The following is a 21496-nucleotide window of genomic DNA, read 5'->3' as shown; positions in this document are numbered from 1 at the left end:
TCAAACCGCCTGCCGTTGACGGGCAATGGACACGCGTGGCCACAGCAGGGCACCCAGGTGATAGAGCGCAAGCAGGGCGATCGCCGTCCCGAGCGGCCACCAGAACAGGTCGCGTTTGGGTTGATGGCTGAGGGTTTTCACCTGATGCGGCGTGAGGGTATCGAGGTTGCTGTAGACCTGATCCAGTGCGTTGCGGTCCTCGGCGCGGAAAAACTTGCCACCGGTGGCGGCGGCGATCTGCTGCAAGCCTTGCAGGTTGACCTTGGCTTCACCGGAGGCGTCAGGATCGCCGATACCGATGGTGTGAATCACCACGCCCTTGGCTGCGGCCATGGCTGCCGCGTGGTCCGGGGTGATGGCGCTGCTGGTGTCGTTGCCGTCGGTGAGCAGGATCAGCACTTTCTCTTGTTCACGGGTCTGGTCGAGCAGTTTCAGGCTCAGGCCGATGGCGTCGCCAATCGCTGTGTTGGGGCCGGCCATGCCGATGCCGGTGTCGCCCAGCAGCAACGACAGGCTGGCGTGATCGAGGGTCAAGGGGGCCTGCGGGTAAGCGCCACTGCCGAACACGATCAGGCCGAGACGATCCTCTTTGCGCTTGTCGATGAAGCCATGCACCACCGCTTTGACGGCGTCCAGGCGATTGATTTTCTGGCCATTGGCGTCGGTGAAATCGGTGGTTTCCATGGACTGGGAAATGTCGATGGCCAGCATCAGGTCGCGCACCGGCTGCTGACGCTCGATGGGTTTTTCCACGTACACCGGCCGGGCCGCCGCCAACAGCAACAGCGCCCACACCAGCAGGTTCAACAGCAATTGCCAGCGATTGCTGCGGGTGCCGGCCTGACTGGGCGCCTGGCCGACGGCACGGCTCATGGCGGTGAAAAACGGCACGCGCACGGCGCTGCGCGACTCACGGTAATCGGGCAGGTAGCGATAACCGAACCACGGCAATGGCAACAGCAGTAACAGCCAGGGGTAATCAAGCTGCCACATGATGATGTGCCACCCAGTGTCTGCAGGTGTCGAACAACTGCTGGCGTTGCGCGTTGGGCAGGGCGCGCAAGGCTGCATCCGGGGCATAAGCGAGCAGCGACAGTTGCTGGCTGAAATCGGCTGGCAACGGCTGCTTGCAGTGGCGCTGCAAAAAGGCCTGCCAATCATCTTTTCCAAGCGCTGCCGGCGACTGTGGGAGCGAGCTTGCTCGCGATAGCGGACGGACAATCACCTTCGTTGTTGAATGTTGAGTTGCTATCGCGAGCAGGCTCGCTCCCACAGGTTGTGTGGCTGGCATGGAGAGGGCGGTGCGTTTTAGAAGTTCTGGTAGCTCACGCAACGCATTCAGGTCATCACTGCGCTTTTGCAATTGCGCCAATCGCAGCAGCGCCTCGCGCCGATAACGATCACGCCGCCATTGCCAATAACGCCGCACGGCGATGATCGATGCGGTCATCACCAGCAAACCGAGCAACATCCACCAACCCCAGGTTTGCGGTGCGTAGCTGACCGGTGCCGGCAGTGGGATCTCCTTGAGTTGGTCAATGCTCGGGATGTTCGGATTCATCGCCGCGCTCCAGCCAGTTTGCCCAGCTCGGCGCGCAATTGTTGCTGTGCCTCGGTGGCGGTGCTGAACATCATCAAAGGCACCCGACTGCGCCGTAGCAGCGTTGCAACGTCCTTGAGCCGGCCACTGAGAAAGTCGCCCAAAGGCTGGTGCACCTGACGGCGCTCCACCGCCAGCTCCACCTGCAACTGGCCTTGGGTGATCAGCAAGCGGCCGTTTTTCGGCAGGTTCAGGGCCAACGGATCGTAGACCTGCATGGCGATCACATCGTTGTGCGTCGCCAACTGGCGCATCAGCTGCAAGGTCCGTTCTCCAGCACCGGCAAAGTCGCTGACGATACAGATCAGGTGATCGTGACCGGCCAGTGCCAGGCACTGCTGCAAGACTTTGTCGAGCTGGTCTTCGCCCTCGGCATCCGGATTGGCCGCATTCAGTGCCTGGTTCTGCTGGACGATGCGGCTGCACAGGGCTTCGATCCGCTTGCGGCTGCGCAATGGCGCGATGCTGTCGATGCGCTGATCGTTGAACACCAGCCCGCCGACCCGATCCCCGGCGTTGAACACCATCCACGCCGCCAGCGCACCGAGTTCGGCGGCGACGGCGGATTTGAAGCTGCGTTGCGAGCCGAAAAACATCGACATGCGCTGGTCGACAAGTATCAGCGCCGGACGGTCGCGCTCTTCGGTGAAGGTGCGCACCACCGGTTTGCCGGTGCGCAGCGACGCACGCCAGTCGAGGTGGCGCAAATCGTCCCCTGGCTGGTACCGGCGCAATTCATCGAAATTCAAGCCACGGCCACGCAGGCGCGACGCATGGTTGCCGGCCAGGATGCTGCCCTGGGGCTGACGTGCGAGAAAACTCAGGTCACGGGCCTTGAACTCCAGCGCCATCAATTGCGCCAGAGAGACGTAGACCAGACCGTCCGCGTTCATGCGGGAATCGCCACTTTATCGAGCAACCGGTCGAGCACCTGATCGGCCGTTACGCCGTCGGCCACCGCGTCGTAGCTCAGTTGCAGGCGATGGCGCAGCACCGGATGCACCACGGCGCGCACGTTGTCCGGCGAGACGAAATCCTGGCCCTGCAACCAGGCATCGGCGCGGGCGCAGCGGTCCAGGCCAATACCGCCGCGAGGACTGGCGCCGATATTGATCCAGCGCCCGAGGTCGGCGTCGTAATCGACCGGATGGCGGGTGGCATTGATGATGTCGATCAAATAGCGGTCGATGGCCGGTGAGACGTGCACCGCACTGACTTCCCGGCGTGCAGCGAAGATCACGTCCTGGGCCAGGGCGAAGCCCTGCACCGGGGCGGTCTTGGCGCCGAGGGCCTGTTCTTCTTCGCGCAACAGGCGCAGCACCTGGCTCTCGTTTTCCGCACTGGGGTAATCCAGCAGGACTTTCATCAGAAAGCGGTCCATCTGTGCTTCCGGCAGCGGGTAGGTGCCTTCCTGCTCGATGGGGTTCTGCGTCGCGACGACAATGAACAGTTCTGGCAGCGTATGGCTGTTGCCGGCCACGGTGATCTGCCGTTCTTCCATGGCTTCGAGCAACGCAGCCTGGACCTTGGCCGGGGCGCGGTTGATTTCGTCGGCCAGGATCAGGTTGCCGAACAGCGGGCCCGGTTGGAAGCGGATCTCGTTTTTGCCCTCTACCTGGTGCAGCACCTCGGCGCCGGTGATGTCTGACGGCAGCAAATCCGGGGTGAACTGGATGCGACTCATCTTCGCGTCCAGGTGTTTGGCCAGCGCCTTGACCGTGCGGGTCTTGGCCAGCCCCGGCAGGCTCTCCAGCAGCAAGTGCCCATTGGCCAGCAAGCCCAGGAGGATCTGCCGAATCACCTGGTCCTGGCCCAGCACCGCTTCGGCGATGCTGGCTTGCAGGGCGTTGAGATCATTGAGTGCGGTCACGGGTTGCTCCTCGCTCACAACATAAAGGTCGGAATGACCGGGATGAAGGGTGGGCGGAAATTCCAGCGGCTGTTGATCGCGCTGCCTCTTAGAAAAACGCGAGGGTCAGGTTGATGTTGAAACCATTGCCTTCCGGCCGGTTCTTGGTGTCGAACTCGGGCACCCAGCGAGCGCTGACGCTGGCCTGGGCATCGGCAAACTTGCCGTTCCAGCCCACGGAAGGGCCGGCGCCCACCGAACGTCCGCGAAAGCCCGTGGTAGAGCCACTGCCTGAGTCATCGGTGATCTGCTGGATATAACCGGCCACCAGCCCCGCGTTCCAGCCGTTGCCGAAACCATGGGTCCATAAGGCGTCGAGGGTGAAGATGTCGCCGTTTTTGTAATCGGTGGCGTTGTTTTCGGTATAGAACTCCAGCCCGCCCGACAGGGTGAACTCGCCGCCCTTGCCGTCCAGGTGAGTGAACGCCACGGTGGGCATGAAGGTGTAGTTGTTCTGCCCGGGGTTGGCCAGGCGGTTGTCGTTGTAGGCACCGGTCGGCACGTAGATCGGCAGGGACAAGGAGAGGTGGTTGACCTCGTCGAAGTGGTAGCCGGCGGCAATCGGTGTCACCAGCATGTCGGCGAACTGGGTGCCGGTGTCTTCCCTGCCCAGCGTACGTCCACGCGGGCCGGTGATGCTCGCGGTGACGTCGGTGTACTGCACCGGCACGCCAATGGCCGAGGCGTAGTTCCAGCTTCCCTTGCCGGTGTCCCAGACACGGGTGAAGTTGGCCATGGTGTAGGACACCTTCATGTCCAGCCCGGTACTCAAGGCACCGACAATCGGCACTTGGGCGTTGCCCCTGAGATCGCCGTCGTACCAGATGCTGGTCAGGGACATTACCCAGCCCGGTGCTGGCGGTATGACCCCCGCATTGGAAATCACCTGCTGACCGGTGATCGGCCGGCCAACGCCGCCCTCGGTTGCCAGCACCAGCGGGCTACCGCCAACCATGCACAGCGCCAACAAAGGGCGCACTACCAAAGGCCTCATCATCACTGACTCCGCTTATTTGTCTTTTTGGTCTACAGGAGTCAGCAACGGCATATTCCATTGGCCGTTGGTGACTTCCGGTTTGGGCAGGTACAGGCGCAGTACGCCGTAGAACGGACCCTTCGGTGCCGGCAGCCAGTTGCTTTGCTGGGCCTTGGCCGGGGCCTTGTTTTGTACGTAAAGGGTCAGTCCGCCGTCGTCGTCGAACTTGAGACCGGGCAACATGCGCGAGTTGATCAGGTAGCGATTGAGCGGGTTGGCCACCAGCAATTTGGTCTTGCCGTCGTACATCGTCAGCGACCAGAACGCGTCGGCCGGGGGCAGGGCGTCTTTGTCGAAGTGCAGGGTGTAATCGTGTTTCGAGGCATCGACCGGTTGCCCATCCTTGTCGACGAAATAGCCGATGTAATTCGCTTCTTCGGCGGAGTTGCCGAAAATCCCCATGTTGGCGCCGGCATAGCGGTACAGGTAATTGCCCTTGAGGTGATCACGGGTGCCGAACACGTCGCCACTGGTGAGTTCGTGGGTATCCACTTTGGTTTTCTTGAGCGCCGCGAATTCTGCCTTGGCGTCGCTGATGCCGTCCTCCAGGGCCTTGCGCTGGTCCGCCGTGAGTGTGCTGACGTTGAACGGCTTGCCGGCTTCGATGCCGATTTTGGCGAATCGCCCGAGCAGGTCCTTTTCCACGTCCTGGGACGGAGCGAACGACAGCATGAAATTCAGGTAGCGAAACAGGTCCGGGGTGTCGCTCATGGTCGGTGTGGGTTTCGGCCAGTCGATCTTCGGCGCGGCCGGTGGCGCCTTTTGCTTGTCGTAGTGGCTGAGGGTTTCGACCTTGTAACCCTTCTGGATCTGCTTGACCTTGGCCAGGTCCTTGTCATCGAACAACTGCGTGCGATACAGCGCATAGGCAATGTTGCTTTCGCTGCGCAGCAGGCGGTCGATGTTCAGCGGCTGCTGACCCTGCCAGTTAGGCCCGGCGATCATGTAGTGGCCGCCATTGTTGCCGGTGCTGCGGGTGCCCAGGTAGGCGAAGTTCTGCGTGTAGGCGTCGATCAATTGCACCGAGTAGTAACGGTGCTCTTCGATGGGCGGCAAGGTCAGCACCAGGGGCTCGGCGCGCAGGTCCATCCAGACGAACGAGTAAGGGGTGTCTGCATTCGGCGTGACGAACGCGGTGTCCCTGGCGGTAAACGCCTTGGCGGTGTTGCCGATCTGGTTGAACGGCGCCTTGAAGTTCGGGCTCTTCTTGTCCACGGCCTGGGTGAACAAGGTCTTGTACATTTCCACCACGGGGAACCCGTATAAATAGGCTTCTTTGGCAATGCTCCGGGCTTCTTCCGGGGTGGCGGTGAAGTCGGCCGAGGCGTTCGCGCTCAGTGCCAGCGCAAGCGCGGTGAGTGACAGGCGATTACTCATAAAACTTCCTTATTCAGTCTCTTGGCGTCATCGCTTGGTCGTGACGTTGTCGGTCTTACCGGGCTTGTAGATACGGCCTTGACTGGCGGGTCCAGGCGCAAGTCGCATCGGGGGGGCAGACACATGAGTGGGTGTTTCAGCGTCCAGGGTCACTTGGCCGGTCCGTGCGTCCAGGTCCTGAGCACCCACGCCGCAGCTGACAAACATCGTCATCACGCTGAAGCCGGCTGCGCGAATGGCACCGTGCATAAGAACTCCTTGCTGGCCGTAACTGACGGTCCATGCGGTTCGAAGAAGACGTTGGTGATATCAGGCCCGGGTTTGCAGGTTTTGCCGCCACCCAAACCGAGTGGGGCGTGCCGGTGGTTTTCAGGTAGCGCAAATCGCCGCCATGCGGATCTGAACGGGCGCTGGCGGGGAGGGAGGCAGCAGCATGCAGCTTGAGGGAGCAGACGTCTTGCAGGTTGATATCTGGCGCCGGGTTCAGCGGGTTGTTGAGGGTATAAAAGCCAGGCGCATGCAAGTTCGCCAAAAGACAGACGCACATCCCCATGGTGTTCGACATGATTCCCCGGTTCCTTGGTGGCTCATTTGGACTGCTCGGCACTAGGCGGCCGTTGCGACGTAGTCTCTTTGCTCTCTAGCCTGTAGGACACGTCCTTTTGACGCTAGCAGCTCACCACGGTTTAGCCAGTCGAAGGGATTGATTCTCTGGATTTTGCAGGCGGAATTTCGGTGCCTATGTGTACTAAAAAGTCAATAAAAATCAGCAGGTTAGGCGTGAGCGCACTGATTGAAACGACGAAACCCGCCGTCTGTGTGAGCACAAAAGGCGGGTTTCAAGGATCTGTGCTTAGGCGTGATCAGCGCGGGTCAAGATTATCCAGCACCCGGTTGACTGCCAGTTCGCCCAGCATGATCGACTGTTGAATACCCAACAGCGTATTGCTCTGGGACCCCTTCAGATACCTGGCGAAGTCACTGGCCATGACATTCGCCGAGGCCAGCGATTCACAGGCGTATTCGAGCAGGGTCTGGTTGTCGATGTCGGGGGCGATGAAGAAGATGTTGCTGGGTAGGCGGGGCGTTTGGTTGAGGGTGCGCGAGCGCAGGGAGCGCCTATACCTTCGCAGATTGCTGATCAGTTAAGAGGGCGTGAGTTTGCTAATTTTCATCGGTTCAGGGAGGCGTTTTGGAAGGCTGTTGCGGCGGACACGATTTTAAGTGCTCAATTCAGTGCTACCAATCTGAGATTTATGGGCAAGGGTATTGCGCCCTTCCCGAGCACGAATGATCAGTATGGTGGTCGAGTAAAATTCGAGCTTCATCATCAAGTGGAGATTGCGCAAGGAGGAGCGGTCTACGACATGGAAAATATTGTCGTAATGACACCGAGACGACATGTTCTAGAGCATAAAGGAGGAACACAACCATGAAAGAAAACTCACGTCTCGAAGACTACACGGAGTCTGAATTTTTGGAGTTTCTTAGAGAGCTTTTTGAAGGTGGAGGAGATTTGACTGCGGATGAATTTGATAAATACATGCTAAAACGCATCAAACACTTTGAGCTGGTCACCGAGCATCCAAACCGTTCAGACGTCATCTTCTACCCAAAGGAGGGCCAGGAAGACAGTCCCGAAGGCATCCTGAAAGAAGTCAAAGAATGGCGTGCCGCCAATAATAAACCTGGGTTCAAGCCTGAATAACTCACACCTCGACGAAGGCAACATCGAGATTGGGTGCGAGAGGTTACATGCTCTTCATAAACAACAGGGGTGGTACTAATGGACGCGGCAAAAGTCATGGAACTGATAGCAGGAGTTGGTCGCACATATAAGTCGTTGATGGCAAGCGGAATCATTCATGCCCAATCTCTTGTTGAACTCTATCCTGGGTCTAATCGGCTGGATCTTGAGGTCGAAGATGGAGTAGAACTGACGTTTTGGTATGAAACTAAAGTGTTGGATAGTTTATTTTTCACTTTGAAGGAAACAATGCCTACTACGGTGAGATATAAAGGCGACCTTCCTGCTCCCTACAGAATGGCCATGACCCAGTCCGATGTGCATGCGCTCTTCGGTCAACCAATGGAATCAAGAGGTCCAATCAAAATGCCAGAACCTATGGGCCAAACAGGTGGATGGGAATCCTATCTGCTGGATCCTGTTGTTTTTCCAGGCAAGAAGGTCGTATTTCAATATACAGCGGCAATGGAAGTTAAAACCTTGGTCTTTACATTGGTCGATAAAGATCATGATTAAAACCTTGCTGTAACGGCTGAGTTTTGTGAGCAGTTGTTCAGGGGTGTAAAATGCGGGCTTGATGAATATTAGCTCGTCTAAATATAACGTTGTTTTCCGTTTTCGGATATTCGATCCTGCCGCTAATCGAGATGATTGCGGCTATTGATGAGGAGGAGAAGGGGGCTGGTATTTCAGGTTTGTGGTTTTTTGGGCGCGCTTCATTATCGGAAATGAATTGAGTGCGAATTAAAGTCGAAGCTTGCCATTTCGTAGAGGTTGCCCAGCGAAGCGGAGTTTTCGAAGCGGACAATTTTGTTGTAATGACACCAAGACGGTGCATTGATTTTCATGGGCGAGGAAATTAATCATGATTTTCAAAGAGGAACTTGAAGACTACACAGAAGCTGAGTTTTTGGAGTTTTTACGCGGCCTTTATGAGGAGCGAGACGACTTGTCTGCAGAAGCGTTTGATAATTTCATCGCCAAGGGGGTGCAGCATTTCGAATGGGTAACCGAGCATCCAGACCGCTCGGATGTGATCTTTTACCCAAGAGAAGGTCAGGAAGACAGTCCCGAAGGCATCCTGAAAGAAGTCAAAGCATGGCGTGCCGCCAATAATAAACCCGGCTTCAAGCCAGAATAATTCACATCTCTACGATGGCAGCTGCTTGGAAGGCTGTTGCGGCGGACGCATTACTAAGTACGCAATTTAATAAAGGTAACCTCGAAAGAATGCGAGATGGTTCAGCTCCATATCCCACGTTGATTGATCAAGCAGGAGAGCGGAAGGCATTCGAGCTCCATCATCAAATTGAAATTTCAAAAGATGGCGCTGTTTATGATCTGGATAATTTATTGGTAATGACCCCTATACGTCATATTCGACTGCATAAAGGTAACCATAATGATCTCTTTTAAAGCGAAGCTCGAGGATTACACTGAGGCGGAGTTTCTGGCTTTTTTGGGCGAGTTTTTTCATCAGGCAAGCAATTTAAAAGGACGAGCGCTTGAGGAGTATCGAGACAGACTCTTAAGCCATTTTGAGTCAGTCACAGAGCACCCAGGCCGTTCAGACGTCATCTTCTACCCAAAGGAGGGCCAGGAAGACAGTCCCGAAGGCATCCTGAAAGAAGTCAAAGCATGGCGTGCCGCCAATAACAAACCCGGTTTCAAGCCAGAATAATTCACATCTCTACGATGGCATCTGCTCTTGATCGAGCAGATGTCATCGTCTTCGGCAACTCGCCCACGAAAAACAAGGAAGAACCAAGGATGGAACTTAAAGCAACACTCAAGGAATACACAGCTTTGGAGTTTGAGGCATTGGTCGAAAAAATCTGGGCCGTGGATCTACCCAAGCGAGAACATGACGACCTGATCAATTATTTCGACCGCATAGTCGGCCATCCTCAAGGTGCGGATTTATTGTTTTATCCCGATGAAAGATTCGGCTCCAATAGCGCGGTTTGGGTTGTGTACGCCGTTAGCGACTGGTATCAGAAACAAGGCATGGTTGCATTCAAGGGCGTATCGTCATCCGTATCACCTCCACCGTTAGCGATGAGCCCAATTGCCCGTGCCTTCGCTGAAGTGCAAAAAATTGCTTCAGATTTGGCCTTGTTGGATCAGGCAGTCAAGCAAGCCTTTGAAAAATTTGAACAGGCTGTCCTGTACTTTAGAGGCCTTCAAGGTACCCAACTGGAAGTATCCGTACAGGAAGCGAACATTCGCAATCTCGAACGAGCCCAGCGTGAAACCAGGAGCGCGGCCAGAACGTTCGAGTTTCGGAAAACATGGATTGAATTAGCCAAAAGCAGAGCACAGGATGACCTGACTTATGCCCGATCCGAACACATGCAGTGGCAAAACATCGCTCAACAGATCAACACAACACATATTCAGTACTTTGCGCGATTGGCGGACATTAACCAGCGCCACCCTGTTGTTCATGTTGAAGCAGAAGCGATGCTGAACACCGCGCAGCAACATTTGATCCGTTCACGAAGTCTCGCCAAACTTGGTCCGGCCCATGCTGCTTGTGTAATTAATGGGTCATTGAACTTTATCGACAAACGCCCTGCCTTGCTGCTTCAAGGTCAGTCATCTGCGTTGGAGTTGTCGCAACAGGTTGATCTGCAAAAATCCATTCGCTCGGCGGTGGCTGAGTTTTCATGGCAGAACACTACTGGTGCTCCACTCGCCACCCAGTGCGCTCCTGTGCTGCATTTCGGTTTTTCCAGTCGTGCAGATGCCCAGATTTATGGCCTTTGCATGCCGTTGTCAGAACTGGTGCCTATCGAAGGTATGGATTGGCAAGCACTGGCACGGAGCAGGGCGGAGATAGAGATCCCATTCAGGATGAGCTCCGCCGTCATTACCGCCACACCTGGCGCCTCGCTCCTGGGCATACAGGGTGTTAGTTCCATGTCGCAGGTTTTCGTCACTGCGTCTTTGTCTGGACACTCAACTCCCAAAGTGCGGGTCAGGTCGGCATATCCAGGCCAAGGGGTGAACACCTACAGATTCACTGCTGATGGCGCAGCGCCGGTTACGATTTCCTGGGCCGGCGAGATTTCTCTTGAAAACAACGAACCTGGGAACTGGCAACAATCACGTTCGTTGCTTTTTGTTGTATCTCCTCCCGTCCCGGTTCTGACGCCCTTGGGCAATAACGAAGGTGTCCATTTTGACGACTACATTGTGGTTTTCCCTGCCGCGTCAGAGCTGGATCCTGTTTATGTCATGTTTAGAAACCGACATGAGTATCCCGTCTAGCAGGTGATCGCCGAGCATTCGATCACGTCCATTGAGGCGGGTAATGCCCGGGACGTGATCGCACGAATCGCCGTTACCTGCTCAGGCACAAATATTCAGCACTTCTTCTGCCCAAACGCCCGCTCTTCCTGCTCGCGCAGTTCCGGCGTGAACTCCTCGCCGAAATCCTCCATCTCGAACACCTGCCGAATCTCGATCTCGGCCTCAGTACCCGGCATCGGATTAGGGCAGCGCTTGACCCACTCGATGGCTTCTTCTTTGGATTTCACCTGCCACAGCCAGTAGCCGGCGATCAGTTCCTTGGTTTCGGCGAAGGGGCCGTCGATCACCGTGCGCTTGTCGCCCGAGAAGCGCACGCGGGCGCCTTTGCTGCTGGGGTGCAGGCCTTCGCCCGCGACGAGGATGCCGGCCTTGGCCAGCTCTTCGTTGTAATTGCCCATGGCGGTCAGCAATTCGTTGCTGGGCATGACGCCGGCTTCGGAGTCCTGACTGGCTTTGATGATGATCATGAATCGCATGGTTTCGATCTCCGCTGAAATTGAGTGGTTCAATTTATAGTCGTATGGCGGAACACCCAATCGACACTGTTGCGAAAAAATTCGCCGACGGGGTCGATGCGTGTCTTTCGTGATGAACGCCGGGTGGCGGCTGGGGAGGGCGATAGCCTATCGGGGCGGGCAAGCCCCGCCCCCACAGGGTTTTGTGGTGATTGTGCAAACGCGGGATTTCAGATTGCTCGACGACTGTTCACAATTTGTATCCAGAGTAGGTCGTCCGACCATTTCGTGGTTAACTTCGACCTCTTCAAATTTCTCTACCACAACGTTCAGAAGGACTCCGTTCATGGCTCAAGTCACTCTTAAAGGCAACCCGGTTCAAGTCAACGGCCAACTGCCTCAAGCCGGTTCCAAGGCGCCAGCCTTTTCCCTGGTTGCCGGCAATCTGTCCGACGTCTCCCTGAAGGACTTCGCCGGCAAGCGCAAAGTGCTGAACATCTTCCCAAGCGTCGACACCCCGACTTGCGCCACCTCCGTGCGCAAGTTCAACGCCCAGGCCAATGACGTCGCCAACACCGTGGTGCTGTGCATCTCCGCTGACCTGCCGTTCGCCCAGGCCCGTTTCTGCGGCGCCGAAGGCCTGGAAAACGTACAGAACCTGTCGACCCTGCGCGGTGCCGAGTTCATCGAGAACTACGGCGTGGCCATCGCTGACGGCCCGCTCAAAGGCCTGACGGCCCGCGCCGTGGTGGTGCTGGACGAGAACGACAACGTCCTGCACAGCGAACTGGTCAAGGAAATCGCTGAAGAACCGAACTACGAAGCGGCACTTGCTGTACTGAAATAAGCCTGCGTTTACATTTGTTAACGGCCTGGCCCTCCCCAGGCCGTTTTCATTTGTGTTTCAGTGTCTTGGATATATCTCCTGATACGTAAGCCGAAAGTAAATTGCCGGTAAAGGCGCTTTGCTTAAGACCCGCCAGTGCTTATCGTTCAGCCTCATGTAAAAGAAGCCCACGCGCCTAATGGTTGATCACTCAATGCAATCCTCCGCCCCCCGTAGTCCCCGTCGCTGGCTGTCAGGCCTGCTTGTCCTGTTGGTCATCGCTGGTCTGTGCTGGAAGTTCTGGCCCGGCGGCGCTGTGCCGAAAGACGCTGCGGGGCAAAAAGCCGTTGCCGGACACACGGGCAGGTCAGGCGCGATGCGGCCAGGGTTCGGCGGTGCGACAGGGCCGGTTCCGGTGCGAGTGGCACCCGCGGTCAAGGGCGACTTCCCGCTGTACTACAAGGCGCTGGGCACTGTCACGGCGCTGAATACCATCAACGTGCGCAGCCGCGTTGGCGGTGAGCTGGTCAAGATCTATTTCGAAGAAGGGCAGATGGTCAAAGCGGGCGACCTGCTGGCCGAGATCGACCCGCGCCCCTACCAGAACGCCTTGCTCCAGGCCGAAGGGACCTTGCTGCAGAACCAGGCACAGCTGAAAAACGCCCAGGTGGACGTCGAGCGTTATCGCGGCCTGTACCGCGAAGACAGCATCGCCAAGCAAACCCTGGACACCGCCGAAGCGCTGGTAGGTCAGTTCCAGGGCACGGTCAAGACCAATCAGGCGGCGGTCAACGACGCCAAGCTCAATCTCGAATTCACCCGGATCCGCGCACCGATCGCCGGGCGCGTCGGTCTGCGGCAACTGGACGTCGGCAACCTGGTGGCAGCCAACGACACGACGGCATTGGCGGTCATCACCCAGACCCAACCGATCAGCGTGGCCTTCACCCTGCCGGAAAACAGCCTCGAGGTCGTGCTGGCCCGCTATCGCAGCGGCGCCAAGCTGCCGGCCGAGGCCTGGGATCGCGGTGACACCAAATTGCAGGCCACCGGTGTGTTGCAGAGCCTGGACAACCAGATCGACGTCACCACCGGCACCCTGAAATTCAAGGCGCGGTACGAAAACCGTGACCAGTCGCTGTTCCCCAACCAGTTCGTCAATGTGCGCCTGCTGGCCGACACCCTCAAAGACGTGGTACTCGCGCCTTCCGCGGCGATCCAGTTCGGCACCAATGGCACCTTCGTCTATGCCCTGGACGGCGACAAGAAGGTCAAGATTCGCCAGTTGAAAATCGGCGCCAGCGACGGTGAGAACACCGTGGTCACCGAAGGCCTTTCCGCGGGTGATCGCGTGGTGCTGGAGGGCACCGATCGCCTGAAGGACGGCAGCGACGTGGAAGTGGTCAACACCCCCGAGGACGTGCCGACCAGCCCGGCCGGCCATCTGCAAGGCAAATCGGCGGCGGACGGCGCTGAGCCGGCGACCACCGACAAGGCGAAAAAGGGCGGCGCATGAATCTCTCGCGGCTGTTCATCCTTCGCCCGGTAGCGACCACCCTGAGCATGCTGGCCATTATTCTGGCCGGTGTAATCGCTTATCGACTGTTGCCGGTCTCGGCATTGCCTCAGGTCGATTACCCGACCATCCGCGTGATGACGCTCTATCCCGGCGCCAGCCCGGACGTCATGACCAGTGCCGTGACTGCGCCGCTTGAACGTCAGTTCGGGCAGATGCCCGGCCTGACACAAATGGCGTCCACCAGCTCTGGCGGCGCCTCGGTACTGACCCTGCGTTTCAGCCTCGACATCAACATGGACGTCGCCGAGCAGCAGGTGCAAGCCGCGATCAACGCCGCGACCAACCTGTTGCCCAAGGACCTGCCGGCACCTCCGGTGTACAACAAGGTCAACCCGGCCGATACGCCGGTGCTGACCCTGGCCATCACGTCCAAGACCATGCTGCTGCCCAAGCTCAACGACCTGGTCGACACGCGCATGGCGCAGAAGATCGCCCAGATCAGCGGCGTCGGCATGGTCAGCATCGCCGGCGGCCAGCGTCAGGCAGTGCGGATCAAGGTCAACCCCGAGGCCCTGGCGGCCAACGGCCTGAACCTGTCGGACGTGCGCACGCTGATCGGCGCCTCCAACGTCAACCAGCCCAAGGGTAACTTCGATGGCCCGACCCGGGTTTCGATGCTCGATGCAAACGATCAACTGACCTCGCCCAAGGACTACGCCAACCTGATCCTGGCTTACGCCAACGGCGCGCCATTGCGTCTCAAGGATGTGGCCGAGATCGTCGACGGTGCCGAGAACGAACGCCTGGCGGCGTGGGCCAACGAAAACCAGGCGGTGCTGCTGAATATCCAGCGCCAGCCCGGGGCCAACGTCATCGAGGTGGTTGACCGGATCAAGGCCTTGTTGCCGAGCATCACCGACAACCTGCCGGCCGGCCTCGACGTGACCGTGCTGACTGACCGTACCCAGACCATCCGCGCCTCGGTCAAGGACGTGCAGCATGAGCTGCTGATCGCCATCGCGCTGGTGGTGATGGTGACGTTCCTGTTCCTGCGTCGGGCAAGCGCCACGATCATTCCGTCGGTGGCCGTGCCGCTGTCGCTGATCGGCACCTTTGGCGTGATGTACCTCGCGGGCTTCTCGGTCAACAACCTGACCCTGATGGCCCTGACCATCGCCACCGGTTTTGTGGTGGACGATGCAATCGTCATGCTGGAGAACATTTCCCGATTTATCGAAGAGGGCGATAGTCCGCTGAATGCGGCGCTCAAGGGTGCCAGGCAGATCGGCTTCACCCTGATTTCCCTGACGCTGTCGCTGATCGCGGTGCTGATCCCGTTGCTGTTCATGGCGGACGTGGTGGGGCGGTTGTTCCGCGAATTCGCCATCACCCTGTCGGTGGCGATCCTGATCTCCCTGGTGGTGTCCCTGACCCTGACGCCGATGATGTGCGCGCGGCTGCTCAAGCGTGAACCCAGGGAAGAAGAACAAGGCCGTTTCTATCGCGCCAGTGGCGCGTTCATCGACTGGATGATCGCGGCCTATGGGCGCAAATTGCAGTGGGTGCTCAAGCACCAGCCACTGACCTTGTTGGTGGCCATCGCCACCCTGGCGCTGACGGTATTGCTGTACATGGTCGTGCCCAAGGGCTTCTTCCCGGTGCAGGACACCGGGGTGATCCAGGGCATTTCCGAGGCGCCGCAATCGATTTCCTTTGCAGCGATGAGCGAGCGTCAACAGGAGCTGGCCAAGGTGATCCTGGCTGATCCCGCTGTCGAAAGCCTGTCGTCGTATATCGGCGTCGATGGTGACAACTCGACGCTCAACAGCGGTCGGTTGCTGATCAATCTCAAGTCCCACAGCGAGCGCGACCTGAGCGCAACGGCGGTGATCGCCCGACTGCAACCGGAGCTGGACAAACTGGTCGGCATTCGCCTGTTCATGCAGCCGGTGCAGGATTTGACCATTGAGGACCGTGTCAGCCGTACGCAATATCAGTTCAGCATGTCGTCGCCGGACTCCGAACTGCTCAGCCTGTGGAGCGGGCGTCTGGTCGAGGCCCTGGCGCAACGGCCGGAGCTGACAGACGTTGCCAGTGATCTGCAGGACAAGGGCTTGCAGGTCTATCTGATGATCGACCGGGATGCCGCGTCGCGGGTCGGGGTCTCGGTGTCGAACATCACCGATGCACTGTACGACGCCTTCGGCCAGCGGCAGATTTCCACCATTTACACCCAGGCCAGCCAATACCGCGTGGTGCTGCAATCGCAGTCCGGGGAGAAGATCGGCCCGCAGGCGCTGGAGCAGATCCACGTCAAGACCACCGATGGCGGTCAGGTGCGTCTGTCCAGCCTGGCGCACATCGAAGAGCGCCAGGCGCAACTGGCGATCACCCATATCGGCCAGTTCCCGGCGGTGATGATGTCGTTCAACCTCGCGCCCGGCGTGGCGCTGGGGCATGCGGTGCAGATCATCGAACAGGTGCAGAAGGACATCGGCATGCCGATTGGCGTGCAGACCCAGTTCCAGGGTGCGGCCCAGGCTTTCCAGGCGTCGCTGTCGAGTACCTTGCTGCTGATTCTGGCGGCGGTGGTGACCATGTACATCGTGTTGGGCGTGCTGTACGAAAGCTACATTCACCCCATTACCATTCTCTCAACCCTGCCCTCGGCGGCGGTCGGTGCGTTGCTGGCGTTGATCCTCAGCGGCAATGACCTGGGCATGATCGCGATCATCGGCATCATCCTGCTGATCGGCATCGTGAAGAAGAACGCGATCATGATGATCGACTTCGCCCTGGACGCCGAGCGCAATCAGGGCATGGACCCGGAAACGGCGATCTATCAAGCGGCCTTGCTGCGCTTCCGGCCTATCTTGATGACCACCCTGGCGGCCCTGTTCGGTGCGGTGCCCCTGATGTTGGCCACCGGTTCCGGGGCGGAATTGCGCCAGCCGCTGGGCCTGGTGATGGTGGGCGGGTTGCTGGTCAGTCAGGTGCTGACGCTGTTCACCACGCCCGTGATCTATCTGTATTTCGACCGCCTCGGTCGGCGCTGGGGCCGCAAGCCTGAGTCCGTGGAAGCGGTAGAGCAGCCATGAACCTTTCCGGTCCTTTCATCAAGCGCCCGGTCGCGACCATGTTGCTGAGCCTGGCGATCATGCTGCTGGGCGGTGTCAGCTTCGGCCTGTTGCCGGTGTCGCCGCTGCCACAAATGGACTTTCCGGTGATCGTGGTGCAGGCCAGCCTGCCTGGCGCCAGCCCGGAGGTCATGGCGTCCACCGTGGCCACGCCGCTGGAGCGTTCCTTCGGCGCCATCGCCGGGGTCAACACCATGAGCAGCCGCTCCAGCCAGGGCTCGACCCGGGTCATCCTGCAATTCGACCTCGACCGCGACATCAACGGCGCGGCGCGGGAGGTGCAAGCGGCGATCAACGCCTCGCGTAACCTGTTGCCCAGCGGTATGCGCAGCATGCCGACCTACAAGAAGGTCAACCCGTCCCAGGCGCCGATCATGGTGCTGTCGCTGACCTCGGACGTGCTGGAAAAGGGCCAGCTCTACGACCTGGCTTCGACCATCCTGTCCCAGAGCCTGTCCCAGGTGCAGGGTGTCGGTGAGGTCCAGATCGGCGGCAGTTCGCTGCCGGCGGTGCGCATCGAACTCGAACCCCAGGCGCTCAATCAGTACGGCGTGGCGCTGGACGATGTGCGCAACACCATCGCCAATGCCAACGTGCGCCGGCCCAAGGGCTCGGTGGAGGACAGCCAGCGCTTGTGGCAGGTCCAGGCCAACGATCAACTGGAAAAAGCCAAGGACTACGAATCGCTGATCATTCACTACGCCGACGGTGCAGCCTTGCGCCTGAAGGATGTGGCCAAGGTCAGCGACGGCGTCGAGGACCGCTACAACAGCGGTTTCTTCAACAACGATTCGGCGGTGTTGCTGGTGATCAACCGGCAGGCCGGCGCCAACATCATCGAGACGGTCAACGAGATCAAGGCCCAGTTGCCGGCGTTGCAGGCGGTGCTGCCGGCCAGCGTCAAACTGAACCTGGCCATGGACCGCTCGCCGGTGATCAAGGCCACACTCCACGAAGCGGAGATGACCCTGCTGATCGCCGTGGCCCTGGTGATTCTGGTGGTGTTCCTGTTTCTCGGTAACTTCCGAGCGTCGCTGATTCCGACCCTGGCAGTGCCGGTGTCGCTGGTCGGCACCTTCGCGGTGATGTACCTCTACGGCTTCTCGCTGAACAACCTGTCGCTGATGGCGTTGATTCTGGCCACCGGACTGGTGGTGGACGATGCCATCGTGGTGCTGGAGAACATTTCCCGGCACATCGACGAAGGTGTACGGCCAATGAAGGCGGCCTACCTCGGTGCCCAGGAAGTCGGTTTCACCCTGCTGTCGATGAACGTGTCGCTGGTGGCGGTGTTCCTGTCGATCCTGTTCATGGGCGGGATCATCGAAAGTCTGTTTCGCGAGTTCTCGATCACCCTGGCGGCGTCGATCGTGGTGTCGCTGGTGGTCTCGCTGACGCTCACGCCGATGCTTTGCGCGCGTTGGCTCAAGCCCCATGTGCCGGGCCAGGAAAACCGCTTGCAGCGCTGGAGCCGGCAGGCCAACGAATGGCTGGTCGGAAAATACGCGACGAGCCTCGACTGGGTGCTGCGTCATCGGCGGTTGACCTTGTTGAGTCTGTTGGTGACCGTTGGCGTCAACGTTGCGCTGTACGTGGTCGTGCCGAAAACCTTCATGCCGCAACAGGACACCGGCCAGTTGATCGGTTTTGTGCGCGGCGATGACGGCCTGTCGTTCAGCGTGATGCAGCCGAAAATGGAGACCTTCCGCCGCGCCGTGCTCAAGGACGAAGCCGTGGAAAGCGTCGCCGGTTTCATCGGCGGCACCAACGGCACCAATAACGCTTTCATGCTGGTGCGTTTGAAACCGATCAAGGAACGCAATATTTCGGCGCAGAAAGTCATCGAACGTCTACGCAAGGAAATGCCCAAGGTCGCTGGCGCGCAATTGATGCTGATGGCCGACCAGGACCTGCAATTCGGTGGTGGTCGCGAGCAGACCACGTCGCAGTACTCCTACATTTTGCAAAGCGCCGATCTTGGCGAGTTGCGCGAGTGGTACCCGAAAGTCGTCACGGCGCTGAGGGCGTTGCCGGAGCTGACCGCGATTGACGCCCGTGAAGGCCGTGGCGCCCAACAAGTGACCTTGATTGTCGACCGCGACCAGGCCAAGCGCCTGGGTGTCGACATGAATATGGTCACGGCGGTGCTGAACAACGCCTACAGTCAGCGGCAGATTTCCACCATTTATGACAGCCTCAACCAGTACCAGGTGGTGATGGAGGTCAACCCGAAATATGCCCAGGACCCGATCACCCTCAAGCAGGTTCAGGTGATTACCGCTGCCGGTGCGCGGATTCCGCTGTCGACCATCGCTCACTACGAAAACAGCCTGGAAGATGACCGGGTCAGCCACGAAGGGCAGTTCGCTTCGGAAAGCATCTCCTTCGACATGGCCGAAGGGGTCACGGTGGAGCAGGGCACGGCGGCCATCGAGCGAGCGATTGCCAGGCTGGGGATGCCGGAAGACGTGATCGTGAAAATGGCCGGCACCGCCGATGCCTTTGCCGCCACCCAGAAGAGCCAGCCGTTCATGATCCTTGGCGCGCTGGTGGCGGTGTATCTGGTATTGGGTGTGCTGTATGAAAGCTACATCCATCCGCTGACCATTCTGTCGACCTTGCCCTCGGCCGGGGTCGGTGCGTTGCTGTCGATCTATGCCCTGGGCGGGGAGTTCAGCCTGATCTCGTTGCTGGGTCTGTTCCTGCTGATCGGCGTGGTCAAGAAAAACGCCATCCTGATGATCGACCTGGCCCTGCAGCTCGAACGCCAGCAAGGCATGGCGCCGCTGGAGTCGATCCGCAATGCCTGTCTGCAACGTTTACGACCGATTCTGATGACCACCCTGGCGGCGATCCTCGGCGCCTTGCCGTTGTTGCTCAGTCGTGCGGAAGGGGCGGAAATGCGCCAGCCACTGGGCCTGACGATTATCGGCGGGCTGATCTTCAGCCAGGTGCTGACCCTTTACACCACCCCGGTGGTTTACCTCTATCTCGACAAGCTGCGCCATCGCTTCAACCATTGGCGTGGGGTGCGTACCGATGCTGCTCTGGAAACTCCGCTATGACTGACCGTTCGCTTTACAACCTCACTGCACCGATGATCGCGGCTCGAGGCTCGCGTTTGTTGAGCCTGTCGCTGTGTGTGGCGATGCTCAGTGCCTGCGCCGTCGGCCCCGATTACCAGCGCCCGCCAACCGCCGCGCCGGCGCAGTACAAGGAAGCCGCCGGCTGGCGTCAGGCCAATCCCAGCGATTCCCTGGCGCGCGGCGCGTGGTGGGAGTTGTACGGTGATCAGCAACTCAATGGGCTGGTCGAGAAACTCAATGCGTCCAACCAGACCGTGGCCCAGTCCGAAGCCCAGTATCGCCAGGCCCAGGCGCTGGTGCGCAGCGCACGGGGTGCGTTTTTTCCGACGGTGGACCTGACCGTCGGCAAGAACCGCTCCAGCCAGGGCACCGGCAGCAGCAACTCCAGCCTGTCCAGTTCTTCCAGCGGCATTCGCGACACCTACACCGCCCAGGCGGGGGTGAGTTGGGAAGCGGATGTCTGGGGCAAACTGCGCCGTGGCCTGGAAGCCGACACTGCCAACGCCGAGGCCAGTTTTGCCGATCTGGCGGCGATGCGCCTGAGCCAGCAGTCGGAACTGGTGCAGAACTACCTGCAATTGCGCGTGATCGATGAGCAGAAACGCCTGCTGGAGGCGACCGTCGAGGCCTATCAGCGTTCGCTGAAAATGACCGAGAACCAGTACCGCGCCGGGGTTTCCGGCAAGGACGCGGTGGCTCAGGCGCAGACGCAACTCAAGGGTACCGAGGCAGACATGGTCGATCTGATCTGGCAGCGCGCCCAGTTCGAAAACGCCATTGCCGTACTCGTCGGTCTGCCGCCCGCTGAGTTCAGCCTGGTGGAAATCAACAGCATCCCGGCATTGCCGCAAGTGCCACTGAGCCTGCCTTCGCAATTGCTGGAACGACGCCCGGACATTGCCTCCGCCGAGCGTTCGGTCATGGCCGCCAACGCCAACATCGGCGTGGCCAAGGCGGCCTATTACCCGGACCTGACGCTGAGCCTGAATGGCGGGTACAGCAGCAGCACGTACTCCAACTGGATCAGCCTGCCTAACCGCTTCTGGTCGGTCGGCCCGCAACTGGCCATGACCTTGTTCGACGGTGGCCAGCGTTCGGCGGAAGTGGACCGCAGCGAAGCGGCCTACGATGAAACCGTGGCCAAGTACCGCCAGACGGTGCTCGACGGTTTCCGTGAAGTGGAAAATTACCTGGTTCAGCTCAAGGTGCTGCAAGACGAAGCGGTCGTGCGTCAGCAGGCACTGGATGCGGCCCGTGAGTCGTTGCGTTTGACCCAGAACCAGTACAAGGCCGGGTTGATCGCGTACATCGATGTGGTGGTGACCCAGGCGGCGGCCCTGAACAATGAGCGCAGCAGCCTGAACCTGCTGCAAAGTCGCTTGATTGCCAGCGTGCAGTTGATTGCGGCGTTGGGTGGCGGCTGGGATGGCCAACTGCAGGTCAGCGACAATATGTAGGCGCTGGCTTGCCAGCAACGGCATTGTGTCAG

Annotated in this window: 20 protein-coding genes; 12 read left to right on the top strand and 8 right to left on the bottom strand. The window is 59.1% G+C overall.

The features are described 5' to 3' along the window. From JQF37_RS13035 to JQF37_RS13005, 7 genes are all read right to left on the bottom strand, one after another. Positions 1 to 993: a VWA domain-containing protein gene (locus JQF37_RS13035; RefSeq protein WP_130206220.1), complete on the bottom strand. Its 993-nt coding sequence runs from the start codon at positions 991 to 993 to the stop codon at positions 1 to 3. Then, positions 980 to 1561, bottom strand: coding sequence for a DUF4381 domain-containing protein (locus tag JQF37_RS13030; protein ID WP_130206218.1), 582 nt, complete (start codon positions 1559 to 1561; stop codon positions 980 to 982). The genes JQF37_RS13035 and JQF37_RS13030 overlap by 14 nt, the downstream gene beginning before the upstream one ends. Further along, entirely contained in the window at positions 1558 to 2493 is a 936-nt protein-coding gene (locus JQF37_RS13025) for a DUF58 domain-containing protein (RefSeq protein WP_130206216.1), read from the bottom strand. The genes JQF37_RS13030 and JQF37_RS13025 overlap by 4 nt, the downstream gene beginning before the upstream one ends. Beyond that, positions 2490 to 3470 (bottom strand): MoxR family ATPase, encoded by a 981-nt coding sequence (locus tag JQF37_RS13020; protein WP_130206214.1) that lies wholly within the window; start codon positions 3468 to 3470, stop codon positions 2490 to 2492. Before JQF37_RS13020 ends, JQF37_RS13025 begins: the two co-directional genes overlap by 4 nt. An 88-nt stretch (positions 3471 to 3558) precedes the next feature. Continuing rightward, complete coding sequence (locus JQF37_RS13015) at positions 3559 to 4506, bottom strand: transporter (protein ID WP_130206212.1); 948 nt, start codon at positions 4504 to 4506, stop codon at positions 3559 to 3561. Between the two features lie 12 nt (positions 4507 to 4518). Beyond that, positions 4519 to 5922 (bottom strand): DUF1254 domain-containing protein, encoded by a 1404-nt coding sequence (locus tag JQF37_RS13010; RefSeq protein ID WP_130206210.1) that lies wholly within the window; start codon positions 5920 to 5922, stop codon positions 4519 to 4521. Positions 5923 to 6785: 863 nt separating this feature from the next. Continuing rightward, positions 6786 to 7034 carry a DUF6124 family protein gene (locus JQF37_RS13005; RefSeq protein ID WP_130206206.1) on the bottom strand — a complete coding sequence of 83 codons (249 nt, stop codon included), beginning with the start codon at positions 7032 to 7034 and terminating at the stop codon, positions 6786 to 6788. On the opposite strand from JQF37_RS13005, the gene JQF37_RS31825 reads away from it, so the two are divergent. The 7 genes from JQF37_RS31825 to JQF37_RS12980 all read left to right on the top strand — a co-directional run bounded on the left by JQF37_RS31825 (position 7011) and on the right by JQF37_RS12980 (position 10942). Then, positions 7011 to 7358 carry an HNH endonuclease gene (locus JQF37_RS31825; RefSeq protein WP_130206204.1) on the top strand — a complete coding sequence of 116 codons (348 nt, stop codon included), beginning with the start codon at positions 7011 to 7013 and terminating at the stop codon, positions 7356 to 7358. The genes JQF37_RS13005 and JQF37_RS31825 overlap by 24 nt on opposite strands. Next, positions 7355 to 7630, top strand: coding sequence for a bacteriocin immunity protein (locus JQF37_RS13000; RefSeq protein ID WP_130206202.1), 276 nt, complete (start codon positions 7355 to 7357; stop codon positions 7628 to 7630). Before JQF37_RS31825 ends, JQF37_RS13000 begins: the two co-directional genes overlap by 4 nt. A 78-nt stretch (positions 7631 to 7708) precedes the next feature. After that, the gene (locus JQF37_RS12995) at positions 7709 to 8185 is read left to right on the top strand and encodes a DUF6392 family protein (protein ID WP_130206200.1); all 477 of its coding nucleotides are present in this window, start codon (positions 7709 to 7711) and stop codon (positions 8183 to 8185) included. A gap of 349 nt (positions 8186 to 8534) precedes the next feature. Then, a complete protein-coding gene (locus JQF37_RS12990) occupies positions 8535 to 8810 on the top strand; it encodes a bacteriocin immunity protein (protein WP_130206198.1) in 276 nt (91 codons plus the stop codon). 14 nt (positions 8811 to 8824) lie between these two features. Continuing rightward, complete coding sequence (locus JQF37_RS31820; protein WP_343227679.1) at positions 8825 to 9085, top strand: hypothetical protein; 261 nt, start codon at positions 8825 to 8827, stop codon at positions 9083 to 9085. Next, positions 9075 to 9350, top strand: a complete 276-nt coding sequence (locus tag JQF37_RS12985) for a bacteriocin immunity protein (protein WP_189340368.1) — start codon at positions 9075 to 9077, stop codon at positions 9348 to 9350. Before JQF37_RS31820 ends, JQF37_RS12985 begins: the two co-directional genes overlap by 11 nt. Positions 9351 to 9439: 89 nt before the next feature. Continuing rightward, positions 9440 to 10942, top strand: coding sequence for an S-type pyocin domain-containing protein (locus tag JQF37_RS12980; protein WP_130206194.1), 1503 nt, complete (start codon positions 9440 to 9442; stop codon positions 10940 to 10942). Positions 10943 to 11037: 95 nt separating this feature from the next. Here JQF37_RS12980 and JQF37_RS12975 read toward each other — a convergent pair whose 3' ends face one another. Next, positions 11038 to 11460 (bottom strand): YciI family protein, encoded by a 423-nt coding sequence (locus tag JQF37_RS12975; RefSeq protein ID WP_130206192.1) that lies wholly within the window; start codon positions 11458 to 11460, stop codon positions 11038 to 11040. A gap of 325 nt (positions 11461 to 11785) precedes the next feature. Between JQF37_RS12975 and tpx the strand changes: the two genes are divergently transcribed. The 5 genes from tpx to JQF37_RS12950 all read left to right on the top strand — a co-directional run bounded on the left by tpx (position 11786) and on the right by JQF37_RS12950 (position 21464). Next, positions 11786 to 12286, top strand: coding sequence for a thiol peroxidase (gene tpx, locus JQF37_RS12970; protein ID WP_047528457.1), 501 nt, complete (start codon positions 11786 to 11788; stop codon positions 12284 to 12286). A 178-nt stretch (positions 12287 to 12464) separates the two neighbouring features. After that, the gene (locus tag JQF37_RS12965) at positions 12465 to 13781 is read left to right on the top strand and encodes an MdtA/MuxA family multidrug efflux RND transporter periplasmic adaptor subunit (RefSeq protein WP_130206190.1); all 1317 of its coding nucleotides are present in this window, start codon (positions 12465 to 12467) and stop codon (positions 13779 to 13781) included. Beyond that, a complete protein-coding gene (locus JQF37_RS12960; RefSeq protein WP_130206188.1) occupies positions 13778 to 16882 on the top strand; it encodes an MdtB/MuxB family multidrug efflux RND transporter permease subunit in 3105 nt (1034 codons plus the stop codon). The genes JQF37_RS12965 and JQF37_RS12960 overlap by 4 nt, the downstream gene beginning before the upstream one ends. Then, entirely contained in the window at positions 16879 to 19986 is a 3108-nt protein-coding gene (locus JQF37_RS12955; RefSeq protein WP_130206186.1) for an efflux RND transporter permease subunit, read from the top strand. Before JQF37_RS12960 ends, JQF37_RS12955 begins: the two co-directional genes overlap by 4 nt. Further along, positions 19983 to 21464, top strand: a complete 1482-nt coding sequence (locus JQF37_RS12950; RefSeq protein ID WP_204149676.1) for an efflux transporter outer membrane subunit — start codon at positions 19983 to 19985, stop codon at positions 21462 to 21464. Before JQF37_RS12955 ends, JQF37_RS12950 begins: the two co-directional genes overlap by 4 nt. The last annotated feature ends 32 nt before the right edge of the window (positions 21465 to 21496 follow it).

Origin of the sequence: Pseudomonas sp. MIL9, assembly GCF_016887925.1 — a bacterium.
GTDB lineage: Bacteria > Pseudomonadota > Gammaproteobacteria > Pseudomonadales > Pseudomonadaceae > Aquipseudomonas > Aquipseudomonas mohnii.
The sequence above is the reverse complement of the archived record's forward strand: the minus strand, read 5'-3'. Positions and strand labels throughout refer to the sequence as shown.

Coding starts and splice junctions, on each gene's coding strand:
- JQF37_RS13035 (WP_130206220.1), bottom strand. CDS start 993: ATGTGGCAGCTTGATTACCCCTGGCTGTTACTGCTGTTGCCATTGCCG.
- JQF37_RS13030 (WP_130206218.1), bottom strand. CDS start 1,561: ATGAATCCGAACATCCCGAGCATTGACCAACTCAAGGAGATCCCACTG.
- JQF37_RS13025 (WP_130206216.1), bottom strand. CDS start 2,493: ATGAACGCGGACGGTCTGGTCTACGTCTCTCTGGCGCAATTGATGGCG.
- JQF37_RS13015 (WP_130206212.1), bottom strand. CDS start 4,506: ATGATGAGGCCTTTGGTAGTGCGCCCTTTGTTGGCGCTGTGCATGGTT.
- JQF37_RS13010 (WP_130206210.1), bottom strand. CDS start 5,922: ATGAGTAATCGCCTGTCACTCACCGCGCTTGCGCTGGCACTGAGCGCG.
- JQF37_RS13000 (WP_130206202.1), top strand. CDS start 7,355: ATGAAAGAAAACTCACGTCTCGAAGACTACACGGAGTCTGAATTTTTG.
- JQF37_RS12995 (WP_130206200.1), top strand. CDS start 7,709: ATGGACGCGGCAAAAGTCATGGAACTGATAGCAGGAGTTGGTCGCACA.
- JQF37_RS12990 (WP_130206198.1), top strand. CDS start 8,535: ATGATTTTCAAAGAGGAACTTGAAGACTACACAGAAGCTGAGTTTTTG.
- JQF37_RS31820 (WP_343227679.1), top strand. CDS start 8,825: ATGGCAGCTGCTTGGAAGGCTGTTGCGGCGGACGCATTACTAAGTACG.
- JQF37_RS12980 (WP_130206194.1), top strand. CDS start 9,440: ATGGAACTTAAAGCAACACTCAAGGAATACACAGCTTTGGAGTTTGAG.
- JQF37_RS12975 (WP_130206192.1), bottom strand. CDS start 11,460: ATGCGATTCATGATCATCATCAAAGCCAGTCAGGACTCCGAAGCCGGC.
- tpx (WP_047528457.1), top strand. CDS start 11,786: ATGGCTCAAGTCACTCTTAAAGGCAACCCGGTTCAAGTCAACGGCCAA.
- JQF37_RS12965 (WP_130206190.1), top strand. CDS start 12,465: ATGGTTGATCACTCAATGCAATCCTCCGCCCCCCGTAGTCCCCGTCGC.
- JQF37_RS12960 (WP_130206188.1), top strand. CDS start 13,778: ATGAATCTCTCGCGGCTGTTCATCCTTCGCCCGGTAGCGACCACCCTG.
- JQF37_RS12955 (WP_130206186.1), top strand. CDS start 16,879: ATGAACCTTTCCGGTCCTTTCATCAAGCGCCCGGTCGCGACCATGTTG.
- JQF37_RS12950 (WP_204149676.1), top strand. CDS start 19,983: ATGACTGACCGTTCGCTTTACAACCTCACTGCACCGATGATCGCGGCT.